Genomic DNA, 12,692 nt, shown 5'->3' on the forward strand with positions numbered 1-12,692 from the left:
GGTTTCATGAGCATCGAGAAGATCAGCACGGTGGCGCTCGGCACCAACGGCCCGCAGGTCGGTGTCCAGGGCCTCGGCTGCATGGGCATGAGCGAGTTCTACGGGGACACCGACGAGGCCGCGGCGCGGGACGCCCTGGACGCGGCGCTGGAGGCGGGTGTCACGCTGTTCGACACCGCCGACGTATACGGGTCCGGCGCGAACGAGGAGTTCATCGCCCCGTTCGTCAAGGCACACCGCGACGAGATCACCCTGGCCACCAAGTTCGCCATCGTCCGCAAGGCGGACGATCCGCACTACCGCGGCATCCGCAACGACCGGGCGTACGTCCGCGAGGCCGTCGAGGGCAGCCTGCGCCGCCTGGGCGTCGACGTGATCGACCTGTACTACATGCACCGCCGCGATCCGCAGGTGCCGTTGGCCGAATCCGTCGGCGCCATGGCCGAGTTGGTGGCCGAGGGCAAGGTCAGGTACCTGGGCCTGTCCGAGGTGACCGGCGCCGAACTGCGTGAGGCGCACGCGGTGCACCCGATCGCCGCGCTCCAGTCGGAGTGGTCGCTGTTCAGCCGCGACGTGGAGAAGTCCGCGGTGCCCGCCGCCACCGAGCTGGGTGTGGCGTTGGTACCGTACTCGCCGCTCGGCCGGGGCTTCCTCGCCGGCGCGTTCGCGGACGCCTCGAAGGAGCTGTCCAGCGACGACTTCCGGAAGTTCCAGCCGCGCTTCACCGGCGACAACGCCAAGGCCAACGCCGAGCTGCTGGAGCCGGTGCGCCGGGTGGCCGCCGCCCACGGCGCCACGCTCGGCCAGATCGCGCTGGCCTGGGTGCAGCAGCAGGCTCGGGTGCGGGACCTGGCGGTGGTACCGATCCCGGGCACCCGCAAGCGGTCCAGGGTGCTGGAGAACACCGCCGCCACCCGGATCACGCTCAGTGACGAGGAACTGGCGCTGCTGGAGCCGATCGCGGGCAAGGTCGCGGGTGACCGCTACCCGGACATGTCCTTCACCTCCGCGGCGCGCGAGTAGCCAACCAGCGGAAAGCGCAAGGGTGTCGGGGAAGCCCCGACACCCTTCCGCTTCTGCGTGCCGGTCAGGCTGCCGCGGCGCCCGCCCGGCACGAGGTGTCGCTTGTGGCACAGCTCACCGACTCGTACTCGCCCAACGCTATGCGGGTGAAGTTCTTCAGGCTCTCCGTACCGGAGGCGAAGTACCCGGTGTGCTGCTGGGCGCCCGCCGCGGAGATCACCCGGGCACCGAACGAACTGGAGACCGGGTCGGTGCCATGGCCGATACCGGCGACCTCCAGATACGGGACGTCCTGGATCCAGTCGGTGTCGTCCCGCGTCGCCCACACGCGGGCCCGGGTGTGCAGCCCGGCGACATTGTCCGCGCGCATGCCGGGGCTGCCGTAGACGGTGATGTCCGTCACCTTCTGCTGCGGCAGCCGGGAGGCGGCCACCCCGCAGGTCACCGAACCGTAGGAGTGGCAGAACAGTTGGACGCTGGTGTTCTGCGGCAGTGCCCGGACCATGCCGTTGAGCCGGACCGCGCCCGCCTCGGCCATGGCGCCGGTGGAGGCGTCCAGGCCGACGCCCTCCGGCGTCGTGTAGTCCGCCCAGGCGATGACCGCGGTCCGGACCGACGGGTCGGTGGCCCGCTCGGAGTTGTAGAGCGCCTCGGCCATCCCGTCGGGGGTGGAGTACGGCTTGACGGACTTCTCGAACGAGAGGATGTCGGTGTCGACACCGGGCACCACCACGGCGGTGCGCTGTGCCGTCTCCAGGTCGCCGAAGACCTCGGCCACCCGGCCGCGTCCGCTCGGGTCGAAGGCGAGGATCTGCCGCCCGGGGTCGTGGAGCGAGCCGAAGCGGTGCGCGAGCTGGAGCGCGGACTGGCGGCCCTCGGCGGTCAGGTCGGTGGCCTTCGAGCGCTTCAGCTGCCACTGCTCGGCCTCGCCCAGCGCCTGCTGGTTGGCCCGGTAGCGCAGTTCGACGGGGGCGCCGTTGAGGTTGCCGACGACCAGCGGATAGCGGTCGGCGAGTTGCCGCGCCTGCGCGTTGCTCAACGAGGCGAAGAACCGGGAGATGGCCGCCGCGCTGGCGGTGTCCGGGTTCGGCAGCCGGCGTCCGGCCACCGAGCCGTGCAGCCACGCGGACACCGCGGTGGCCCGCGGATCCTGCGGTGGCTTCTGGTGGCGCATGGCGGTCCAGCCACTCGTCGCCAGCAGCACGAAGACGACCATCACGGCCAACGCCGCTCTCCCCGGCGAGGTCAGGTCCTGCGCGATGACGCGCAGCCAGTACCAGCCGAGGGATCGAGGGGAGGAGGGAGCGCCGGCGCGCTCGTCGAAGAGATTCACCGGGGGCCACGATAGGAGAAAGACGGGCCCGACCGTGAATACGGTGACTCAGATCACGTTTATATCGGCCACAAGCGGCCGTTAGTGGCACAGGGGTGACAGGGACTCAGTGCGGGTGTGATGCTAAGCACCCGGCGCACGCCATCCGCCGGTGAGTGCCGGGCCGATCGTGTTGATGTGTTCTTCGACACTGCGCCGCATCTGTTCGACGCTGTCGTCGGCGCACTTCCCCCAGTGCCCGGACGCCGCCCGGATCACCCCGCCGAACGCCGCCACCAGCACCCGTGGGCGCAGGTCCAGCACCGGGTCCAGGCCCTCGCGCCGGGCGATCTCGGCGACGAGCCGCTGCTCCATCTCCGCCTGTCCGCGCATCCGTGCGGCCAGCAGCGCGGGGGTGGTCTCGACCACCTGGCACATCCGCATGTACAGGTCGAGCGGCACCACCTCGTGGATCGCGGTGCTGACGTCGTCCCAGGTGCTCAGCACCGCGTTGCGCAGCGCTTCCAACGGCGGCTCCGCGGCCGGTCGTTCGCGCAGCGCGGCCATGAAGTGGCCCTCGATCAGTTCCTCGACGGCGAGCGCCGCGTGCTCCTTGTTCTGGAAGTAGCGGAAGAAGGTGCGCTGCGAGACCTCCACCGACTCGGCGATCTCGTCCACCGTGGTGCCCTCGAACCCGCGGGTGGTGAACAGTTCCATCGCCGCCCGGGTGAGGGCGTCGCGGGTGCGCTGCTTCTTGCGCTCCCGGAGGCCGGAGGCGCCCGGAGCGGGCTGCGTCGTCGCCGTGATTCCTGTCATCCGCGGCCACCTCCTGTTCGTGTTGTGGCAGGTCACCATACCTGCGCCGTATCTGTCAGTTACCGTCAGGTGAACTCGTTTGTCAAATGTCAGCTGCTGACATAATCTCGCGCCCATGAGCCAAGCACCCCTTGTCACTGACCAGCTGGCGGACCAGATACCGCCGCCCAGAAGGTCGCTGCGCGGCCATCCCTGGCTGACCCTGTTCTCGGTCGCCATCGGCGTGATGATGGTGGCGCTGGACGCCACGATCGTCGCGGTCGCCAACCCGGCCATCCAGCAGCACCTCGGGGCCTCGCTCGCCGACGTGCAGTGGATCACCAACGGCTATCTGCTCGCGCTGGCCGTCGCACTGATCACCGCGGGCAAGCTCGGCGACCGGTTCGGCCACCGCCAGACGTTCCTGATCGGCATCACCGGATTCGCCCTCACCTCGGGCCTGATCGGCCTGTCCAGCAGCGTCGCCATGGTGATCGCGCTACGCGTCTTCCAGGGCCTGTTCGGTGCGTTGCTCCAGCCCGCCGCGCTTGGACTGCTGCGGGCCACCTTCCCGGCGGAGAAGCTGAACACCGCCATCGGAATCTGGGGTGCGGTCATCGGCGCCTCCACCGCCGCCGGGCCGATCATCGGCGGCCTGCTGGTGGAGCACGTCAACTGGCAGTCCGTGTTCTTCATCAACGTGCCGGTCGGCGCGATCGCGTTGGCGCTCGGCCTGCTGATCCTCAAGGACATGCGCGCGGAGAAGGCGCCCAAGTCCTTTGACATTCCCGGCATCCTGCTGCTGTCGGCCGGCATGTTCTGCCTGATCTGGGGTCTGATCAAGGCTCCCGCCTGGCACTGGAGCTCGTTGAGCACCTGGGCGTTCATCGGCGGGGCCGTTGTGCTGTTCGCGGTCTTCGCGCTGTGGGAGACCAGGACCCGCGAACCGCTCATCCCGCTGGGACTGTTCCGCTCGGTGCCGCTGTCAGCGGGCACCGTCCTGATGGTGCTGATGGCGTTCGCCTTCATGGGCGGCCTGTTCTTCGTCACCTTCTACCTGCAGAACGTGCACGGCATGAGCCCGGTGTCCAGCGGCGTCCACCTGCTGCCGCTCACCGCGATGATGATCGTCGCCTCACCGGTGGCCGGTGCGCTGATCACCCGGTTCGGGCCGCGCATCCCGCTGGTCGGCGGCATGCTGTTCACCACCGCCGCCATGATCGGCATGTCCCGGCTGACCGCGCACAGCGGCACCGGCACCACCTCGCTGTGGTTCGCCCTGCTCGGTCTCGGACTCGCGCCGGTCATGGTGGGCGCCACCGAAGTCATCGTCGGCAACGCCCCGTTGGAGCTGTCCGGGGTGGCCGGCGGCCTTCAGCAGGCCGCGATGCAGGTCGGCAGCTCGCTGGGCACCGCCGTGCTCGGCGCGGTGATGGCGGCCAGGGTGGACAACCAGCTGCCGGGCCACTGGGCCGCCGCCGGGCTGCCCGCGCTGCCGCCCGCGCAGGCGAAGCAGGCCGCCGACGCGGTGGCCGTCGGCGTGGCGCCGGTACCGCCGCACGCGCCCGCCCCGCTGGCCGGCACCATCAGCCGCGTCGCACACGACACCTTCATCTCCGGGATGGGCCTGTCCTTCACGGTGGCCGCGGTCGTCGCGGCGGTTGCCGCGGTGGTGGCCGTGTTCACCAAGCGGGGCTCCAACGCGGACGCCGCCGGCGGCGGGGTGCACATCTGACCGCCGAAGCCCAAAGAGCCCCGGCCAGCCGCCCGTTGAAGGGCGGCTGGCCGGGGCTCTCGCTTACGGGTGACGGTTACGCGTCACCGCCGGCGGCGCCGGGGTCGGCCGCGGCGACGTCGAGCAGCTGGTAGCGGTCGATCGCCTGCTTCAGCGCGGAACGGTCGATCTTGCCCTCCTTGGCCAGCTCGGTCAGCACCGCGAGCACCACCGACTGCGCGTCGATGTGGAAGAACCGGCGCGCCGCGCCGCGGGTGTCGGCGAAGCCGAAGCCGTCCGCACCCAGCGACTGGTACGTACCCGGCACCCAGCGCGCGATCTGGTCCGGAACCGACCGCATCCAGTCGGACACGGCCACGAACGGACCCTCGGCGCCGGACAGCTTGCTCGTCACGTACGGAACGCGCTGCTCCTCCTCCGGGTGGAGCAGGTTGTGCTCCTCGGCGGCGACCGCGTCGCGGCGCAGCTCGTTCCAGGAGGTGGCGGACCACACGTCGGCCTTGACGTTCCACTCCTCGGCGAGGATCCGCTGCGCCTCGACCGCCCACGGCACCGCCACACCGGACGCCATGATCTGCGCCGGGATCGAACCGCCCTCGGCGGCCTTGTACCGGTACAGGCCCTTGAGGATGCCGTCGGCGTCCACGTTCTCCGGCTCGGCGGGCTGCTGGATCGGCTCGTTGTAGACGGTGAGGTAGTAGAAGACGTCCTCGCTGTCCGGGCCGTACATCCGGCGCAGACCGTCCTTGACGATGTGCGCGATCTCGAAGCCGAAGGCCGGGTCGTACGCGACACACGCCGGGTTGGTCGAGGCCAGCAGCTGCGAGTGGCCGTCGGCGTGCTGCAGACCCTCACCGGTCAGCGTGGTGCGACCGGCGGTCGCACCCAGTACGAAACCGCGAGCGAGCTGGTCGCCCATCTGCCAGAACTGGTCACCGGTGCGCTGGAACCCGAACATCGAGTAGAAGACGTAGACCGGGATCATGTGCTCGCCGTGCGTGGCGTACGCCGAGCCCGCGGCGATCAGCGAGGCGGTGCAGCCCGCCTCGGAGATGCCGTCGTGCAGCATCTGCCCGGTCGGCGACTCCTTGTACGCCAGCAGCAGCTCGCGGTCGACCGACTCGTAGGTCTGGCCCAGCGGGTTGTAGATCTTGGCGGACGGGAACAGCGAGTCCATGCCGAAGGTGCGGTACTCGTCCGGCGCGATCGGCACGAAGCGCTTGCCGATCTCCTTGTCCCGCATCAGGTCCTTGAGCAGTCGGACGAACGCCATGGTGGTGGCGATCGACTGCTGGCCGGAACCCTTCTTGACGGCCGCGTACGCCTTGTCGTCCGGCAGGTTCAGCGGCTTGGCGCGGACCACGCGGGTGGGCACGTAGCCGCCGTTCTCCTTGCGGCGGTCGTGCATGTACTGGATCTCTTCCGAGTTCCGGCCCGGGTGGTAGTACGGCGGCAGGCCGGACTCCAGCTCCTTGTCGGAGATCGGCAGGTGCAGCCGGTCACGGAACCGCTTGAGGTCCTCGACGGTCAGCTTCTTCATCTGGTGGGTCGCGTTGCGGCCCTCGAAGTTCGGGCCGAGGGTCCAGCCCTTGACGGTCTGCGCCAGGATGACGGTCGGCTGGCCCTTGTGCTCCTTGGCCGCCTTGTACGCCGCGTAGATCTTGCGGTGGTCGTGACCGCCACGGCCCAGGTGCAGGATCTGGTCGTCGGTCATGTTCTCGACCATGTTGCGCAGCCGGTGGTCGCCGCCGAAGAAGTGCTCGCGGATGTACGCGCCGGTCTCGGTGGCGTACGTCTGGAACTGGCCGTCCGGCGTCGAGTTGAGCTTGTTGACCAGCACGCCGTCCCGGTCCTGCGCCAGCAGCGGGTCCCAACTGCGGTCCCAGATCAGCTTGATGACGTTCCAGCCCGCGCCGCGGAAGACCGACTCAAGCTCCTGGATGATCTTGCCGTTGCCGCGCACCGGGCCGTCGAGCCGCTGCAGGTTGCAGTTGACGACGAAGGTCAGGTTGTCCAGGCCCTCACGGGCGGCCAGGGACAGCTGGCCGAGCGACTCCGGCTCGTCCATCTCGCCGTCGCCGAGGAACGCCCACACGTGCGAGTCGGCGGTGTCCGCGATGCCGCGCGCCTCCATGTAGCGGTTCATCCGGGCCTGGTAGATCGCGCCGAGCGGGCCGAGGCCCATCGAGACGGTCGGGAACTCCCAGAAGTCCGGCATCAGCCGCGGGTGCGGGTAGCTGGACAGGCCGTACGGGGCCTTGGACTTCTCCTGCCGGAAGGCGTCCAGCTGCTGCTCGGAGAGCCGGTCCAGCATGTAGGCGCGCGCGTAGATACCGGGGGAGGCGTGCCCCTGGAAGAAGATCTGGTCGCCGCCCTTGCCGTCGTCCTTGCCCCGGAAGAAGTGGTTGAAGCCCACGTCGTACAGCGAGGCGGAGGAGGCGAAGGTCGCGATGTGACCGCCGACGCCGATACCGGGGCGCTGGGCGCGTGACACCATGACGGCCGCGTTCCACCGGGTCGCGTTCAGGATCTTGCGCTCGATCTCCTCGTTGCCGGGGAAGAACGGCTCGTCCTTGGTCGCGATGGTGTTGATGTAGTCCGTGCTCCGCATCTCCGGCACGGCGACACGCTTCTCGCGAGCGCGCTCGATGAGCCGCAGCATCAGGTAGCGGGCACGCTCACGGCCGCGTTCGTCAATAGCCGCGTCGAGCGAGTCGAGCCATTCCGCCGTCTCCTCGGGATCAAAGTCCGGGACCTGGCTGGGAAGGCCGCCAATGATGATCGGGTTGCGATCGGATCCGGAAGCCACGCTGTTCCTTCGCTACTAGGTAGTGCTCTGCTGTGTCGCGCCGCCTCCATCGTGTACCGCGGCTGGAGATCCGTCATCTCTACTGAGTGGTAACTACCACTTGGTGAGACGGGTCGAGACCCGCGACGGTTGGCGCAGTGGCGCGCGAGCGCCTCCGGTACGAGGCTGGGAGGGGGTACCTCCCATGCCGTTGAGGCCATGGGGGAGGGCGACGGGCGGGCCAAATCGCAACTCTACGCCCAGTCGGGGCCCGGTCGGACACCCGTCCCGGAAGCGGGCTTCCGTTCGGACCGCCCGGCCCCGATGCGACGTCCTAACGTCGCAACCCCGGCAAAACGCCGTGACAGGGGTCACAGACGGCGGTGCGATGTGAGGCGACACGTCAACGTTTGGGCGGGATCGGTAGCTGGGTACTTGCGCGATCCGCCCGCTGCGTGTGGACTACGGCCATCGCCCCGTACACGCGCGGGGCCGACAGACATCCCCAAGTCAGGAGGCAATCCGTGAGCGCGACCGCGGGCCACGCGGAGGAGCGGACCAACCCGGTGAGCCGGTTGGGTTTCGAGCCCGGACAGGTGGTCCTGGAGATCGGCTACGACGACGACGTCGATCACGAGCTCCGTGAGGGCATCGAGGCCATCATCGGACAGGATCTTGTCGACGAGGACTACGACGACGTGGCCGACGCCGTCCTGCTGTGGTTCCGTGACGAGGACGGCGACCTTACGGACGCCCTGGTGGACACCATCGGTCTGATGGACGACGACGGCGGTGTGGTGTGGCTGATGACCCCCAAGACCGGCCGTGACGGCCACGTCGAGCCCAGTGACATCAGCGAGGCGGCGAAGACCGCCGGCCTGTCCCAGGGCAAGAGCATCAGCGCCGCCAAGGACTGGACCGGCAGCCGACTGGTGGCCCCCAAGCGCTGAGCGCCCCGCCACCGCACCACCCACCCCGACGCATCCCGCGCGCCCCCGCCAGCCCACCGCTGCCGGGGGCGCGACGCGTCCCGCCGCCTGTCGCCCTCGCCCAGGGCGGCGCCAGGCCCGCCCGTCACCCGCCGCCGTGGGCCAAGGCGCCGCCGGCCCCGATCACCGGCAGTGCGAGACTGTCCGTGCCGCCGCGCCACGAACGGCGCAACGGCACCGGTGAGACGCGCAAGCGAGATCGGAAGGGAAGCATCCATGGCCATTGAGGTCGGCTCCAAGGCCCCCGACTTCGAGCTGAAGAACCAGCACGGCGAGCTGGTCAGGCTCTCCGACTACAAGGGCGACAAGAACGTCGTCCTGCTGTTCTACCCGTTCGCCTTCACCGGCGTGTGCACCGGCGAGCTGTGCGCCCTGCGCGACGAGCTGCCCAAGTTCGTCAACGACGACGTCCAGCTGCTCGCGGTCTCCAACGACTCCCCGTTCAGCCTGCGGGTCTTCGCCGAGCAGGAGGGCCTGGAGTACCCGCTGCTGTCCGACTTCTGGCCGCACGGCGCCGCCAGCCGGGCGTACGGCGTCTTCGACGAGGAGAAGGGCTGCGCCGTGCGCGGCACCTTCATCATCGACAAGGAGGGCGTGGTCCGCTGGACCGTCGTCAACGCGCTGCCGGACGCCCGTGACCTGAACGAGTACACCAAGGCGCTCGCCGAGCTGTGACGTGTTCACGCGGCGTGCTTCGTGGCGCGCCGCGTGAGCGCTCCCCAGCCGGGGAACCGGTCACTAGGATCAGGGCGTTGATCCGGTTGTACGTATACGCACCAACGGGGGCAGCGCGCTCGACGTCCCCTCGGACCATTGGGAGGACTCGTGGGAGTCAGCCTCAGCAAGGGCGGCAACGTCTCGCTGACCAAGGAGGCGCCGAACCTCACGGCGGTGCAGGTCGGACTCGGCTGGGACGCCCGGACGACCACCGGCGCGGACTTCGACCTGGACGCCAGCGCGCTGCTGACGAACGCGTCCGGAAGGGTCCTCACCGACCAGCACTTCGTCTTCTACAACAACCTCAAGAGCCCGGACGGTTCGGTCGAGCACACCGGGGACAACCTCACCGGTGAGGGCGAGGGCGACGACGAGGTCATCAACGTCAACCTGGCGCTGGTGCCGCAGGACGTGGACCGGGTCGTCTTCCCGGTCTCGATCTACGACGCGGAGAACCGCCAGCAGAGCTTCGGCCAGGTGCGCAACGCCTACATACGGGTCGTCAACCAGGCCGACAACCGAGAGTTGGCGCGCTACGACCTGACCGAGGACGCCTCCACCGAGACCGCCATGGTCTTCGGTGAGCTGTACCGCAACAACGGCGAGTGGAAGTTCCGTGCCATCGGCCAGGGTTACGCGTCCGGCCTGCGCGGAATCGCCCAGGACTTCGGCGTCAACGTCTGACGCCACCTCGTCCGGCGCCGCGCACCGTGCCACCGCGGCGCCGGACCCGTGGGGGAACCAGAAGCATCGGGGAGGAACGAACCACATGGGTGTCACGCTCGCCAAGGGGGGCAATGTATCCCTCAGCAAGGAAGCGCCGAACCTCACACACGTCATGATCGGCCTCGGCTGGGAGGCCAGGTCGACCACCGGCGCGGACTTCGACCTGGACGCCAGCGCCCTGCTGTGCTCGGGCGGCCGGGTGCTGGGCGACGAGTACTTCGTCTTCTACAACAACCTCAAGAGTCCCGAGGGTTCGGTCGAGCACACCGGCGACGAACTGGTCGGGGGCAGCGGTGGCGACGACGAGACGATACTCGTGGACCTCACCAAGGTTCCGGACCGCGTCGACAAGGTGGTCTTCCCCGTCTCGATCTACGACGCCGAGGTCCGCTCGCAGGCCTTCGGGCAGGTGCGCAACGCCTACATCCGGGTCGTCAACCAGGCCGACGACCGCGAGTTGGCGCGCTACGACCTGACCGAGGACGCCTCCACGGAGACCGCGATGATCTTCGGTGAGCTCTACCGGTACGGCGGTGAGTGGAAGTTCCGTGCGGTGGGCCAGGGGTACGCATCGGGCCTGCGGGGCATCGCCCTAGACTTTGGGGTCAACGTTTCGTAAAAATGCGTGCAGCCGCCTGCACCGGGACCACCAAGGATTGGATTGCCAGTGCTCGTCAGAACGTTCGGCTGGTCATTTGCCATAACCGTCGCCGGGCTGGCGTTCGCGGGGATCCTTTGGGGCTGGCAGGGGCTCGCGGTCGTCGCGATTCTGTCGATCCTGGAGATCTCGCTCTCCTTCGACAACGCGGTGATCAACGCGGGAATCCTGCGGAAGATGAACGCCTTCTGGCAGAAGATCTTCCTCACCGTCGGCGTGCTGATCGCCGTCTTCGGTATGCGGCTGGTCTTCCCGGTCGTCGTCGTCGCCATCACCGCCAGGATCGGGCCGATCGAGGCGGTCAGGGTGGCGGTGAACGATCCGGACCGCTACGAGCACCTGGTCACCAGCGCCCATCCGGCGATCGCGGCGTTCGGTGGGGTGTTCCTGCTGATGATCTTCCTGGACTTCCTCTTCGAGGACCGGGACATCCACTGGATGGCCTGGCTGGAGCGGCCGCTCGCCAGGGTCGGCAAGCTGGAGACCCTCCCGGTGATCGTCGCCCTGGTGGCACTGCTGGTCGCCGCGACAACGGTGGCCACCTCGGTCCCGCTGCAGGGCGGCGGTACGGCCGACAAGTCGGCGACGGTGCTGCTGGCCGGGCTCGCCGGACTGGTGACGTACCTCGTGGTGGGCGGCGTCTCCGGCTACTTCGAGGGGCGCCTGGAGGAGGATGCCGAAGGCGCCGAGGCTGACGCGGAGGACGGCGAGCCGTCGGCCGCCCCCGCGCGGAAGGGAGCCTCGGCGATCGGCCTGGCCGGTAAGGCCGCGCTCTTCATGTTCCTCTACCTGGAGGTCATCGACGCCTCGTTCTCCTTCGACGGCGTCATCGGGGCGTTCGCCATCACCAACGACATCTTCATGATGGCGCTCGGCCTCGGCATCGGTGCGATGTACATCCGCTCGCTCACCGTCTTCCTGGTGCGCAAGGGCACGTTGGACGACTACGTGTACCTGGAACACGGCGCGCACTACGCGATCGGCGCGCTCGCGGTCATCCTGCTCGTCACCATCAAGCACGAGGTCAACGAGGTCGTCACGGGTCTGGTGGGCGTCGTACTGATCCTCGCCTCGTTCCTGTCGTCCGTGGTACGCAACCGTCGACTCGGGGAAGGCTCCGAACAGTTGGAGGAACAGGCGGAGATCCCCTCGGGGGTCTGAGCCTGGACGTTGGCCACGGCAGGGGAGGGCTACATGGCTGGCGTATGGCAGTTCCTGCGGGGCGGGGACAAGTCACCCCAGTTCGACATGGGGATCGCGCACACGGTCACGCTGACCAAGCGGAACCAGGTCGTCTCGCTCAACCACCAGGGTTCGGCCCACGGCAACCTGCGGGTCAACCTCACCTGGTCGATGCGGACTTCGGACTTCAACGACATGAACCGCGAACGAGGCGGTCTGTTCCGCAAGCCGTTCGGTCTGTTCAGGCCGGAGTTGGTGCAGGCGCAGGGGCCCGCGATGGTCAACGTCGACCTCGACCTTGCCTGTATGTACGAGCTGGCGGACGGCAAGAAGGGGGTCGTCCAGCCGCTGGGCAACTTCCTGGGGTCTTTCAACGAGGCGCCGTACATACAGCTCAGCGGCGACGACCGGTTCGGGTCGGGCTCCGGCGAGACGATATACATCAACCTCGACCACAAGGACCAGTTGCGCAGGCTGCTGGTGTTCGTCTACATCTACGACGGCACCCCGGCCTTCGACCGCACGCACGCGGTCGTCACGCTCTACCCCAGCGCGGGCCCGAGTATCGAGATCGCCCTCACCGAGCGTGCCCCGGAAGCGCGTTCCTGCGCGGTGGTGCTGATCGAGAACAACAAGGGCGAACTGACCGTGCGGCGCGAGGTGAAGTACGTCTACGGCTTCCAGTCCGAACTGGACCGGCTCTACGGCTGGGGCCTGCAGTGGGGCCGCGGCTACAAGTCCAAGATCTGAGCCTGGCGGCGCCCGAG

At 68.6% G+C, this 12,692-nt stretch carries 11 protein-coding genes; 8 read left to right on the top strand and 3 right to left on the bottom strand.

Annotated elements, in window-relative coordinates:
• The first annotated feature begins 6 nt into the window (after positions 1 to 6).
• Positions 7 to 1,023 (top strand): aldo/keto reductase, encoded by a 1,017-nt coding sequence (locus tag P3G67_RS03630; protein WP_276092143.1) that lies wholly within the window; start codon positions 7 to 9, stop codon positions 1,021 to 1,023.
• Between the two features lie 64 nt (positions 1,024 to 1,087).
• Here P3G67_RS03630 and P3G67_RS03635 read toward each other — a convergent pair whose 3' ends face one another.
• Both P3G67_RS03635 and P3G67_RS03640 read right to left on the bottom strand, forming a co-directional pair.
• Positions 1,088 to 2,356 carry an alpha/beta hydrolase gene (locus tag P3G67_RS03635; RefSeq protein WP_276092144.1) on the bottom strand — a complete coding sequence of 423 codons (1,269 nt, stop codon included), beginning with the start codon at positions 2,354 to 2,356 and terminating at the stop codon, positions 1,088 to 1,090.
• Between the two features lie 123 nt (positions 2,357 to 2,479).
• Entirely contained in the window at positions 2,480 to 3,151 is a 672-nt protein-coding gene (locus P3G67_RS03640) for a TetR family transcriptional regulator (RefSeq protein ID WP_276092145.1), read from the bottom strand.
• Positions 3,152 to 3,266: 115 nt separating this feature from the next.
• Between P3G67_RS03640 and P3G67_RS03645 the strand changes: the two genes are divergently transcribed.
• Positions 3,267 to 4,865, top strand: coding sequence for an MFS transporter (locus tag P3G67_RS03645; protein ID WP_276092146.1), 1,599 nt, complete (start codon positions 3,267 to 3,269; stop codon positions 4,863 to 4,865).
• 76 nt (positions 4,866 to 4,941) lie between these two features.
• Here the strand turns inward: P3G67_RS03645 and aceE are convergent, their stop codons facing one another.
• Positions 4,942 to 7,674 carry a pyruvate dehydrogenase (acetyl-transferring), homodimeric type gene (gene aceE, locus P3G67_RS03650; RefSeq protein WP_276092147.1) on the bottom strand — a complete coding sequence of 911 codons (2,733 nt, stop codon included), beginning with the start codon at positions 7,672 to 7,674 and terminating at the stop codon, positions 4,942 to 4,944.
• Between the two features lie 503 nt (positions 7,675 to 8,177).
• On the opposite strand from aceE, the gene P3G67_RS03655 reads away from it, so the two are divergent.
• The 6 genes from P3G67_RS03655 (at position 8,178) to P3G67_RS03680 (ending at position 12,675) form a co-directional block, all read left to right on the top strand.
• Positions 8,178 to 8,603 carry a DUF3052 domain-containing protein gene (locus P3G67_RS03655; RefSeq protein ID WP_269854127.1) on the top strand — a complete coding sequence of 142 codons (426 nt, stop codon included), beginning with the start codon at positions 8,178 to 8,180 and terminating at the stop codon, positions 8,601 to 8,603.
• Between the two features lie 255 nt (positions 8,604 to 8,858).
• Positions 8,859 to 9,317, top strand: a complete 459-nt coding sequence (locus tag P3G67_RS03660; RefSeq protein WP_269854128.1) for a peroxiredoxin — start codon at positions 8,859 to 8,861, stop codon at positions 9,315 to 9,317.
• A 150-nt stretch (positions 9,318 to 9,467) separates the two neighbouring features.
• Positions 9,468 to 10,043: a TerD family protein gene (locus P3G67_RS03665; protein ID WP_269854129.1), complete on the top strand. Its 576-nt coding sequence runs from the start codon at positions 9,468 to 9,470 to the stop codon at positions 10,041 to 10,043.
• A gap of 85 nt (positions 10,044 to 10,128) precedes the next feature.
• On the top strand, positions 10,129 to 10,704 hold the full coding sequence (locus tag P3G67_RS03670; protein ID WP_276092148.1) for a TerD family protein: 576 nt from the start codon (positions 10,129 to 10,131) through the stop codon (positions 10,702 to 10,704).
• A gap of 48 nt (positions 10,705 to 10,752) precedes the next feature.
• Positions 10,753 to 11,904 (top strand): DUF475 domain-containing protein, encoded by a 1,152-nt coding sequence (locus P3G67_RS03675; RefSeq protein WP_276092149.1) that lies wholly within the window; start codon positions 10,753 to 10,755, stop codon positions 11,902 to 11,904.
• A gap of 33 nt (positions 11,905 to 11,937) precedes the next feature.
• Entirely contained in the window at positions 11,938 to 12,675 is a 738-nt protein-coding gene (locus tag P3G67_RS03680) for a TerD family protein (RefSeq protein ID WP_269854132.1), read from the top strand.
• The last annotated feature ends 17 nt before the right edge of the window (positions 12,676 to 12,692 follow it).

The sequence above is a fragment of the Streptomyces silvisoli genome, assembly GCF_029269905.1.
GTDB lineage: Bacteria > Actinomycetota > Actinomycetes > Streptomycetales > Streptomycetaceae > Streptantibioticus_A > Streptantibioticus_A silvisoli_A.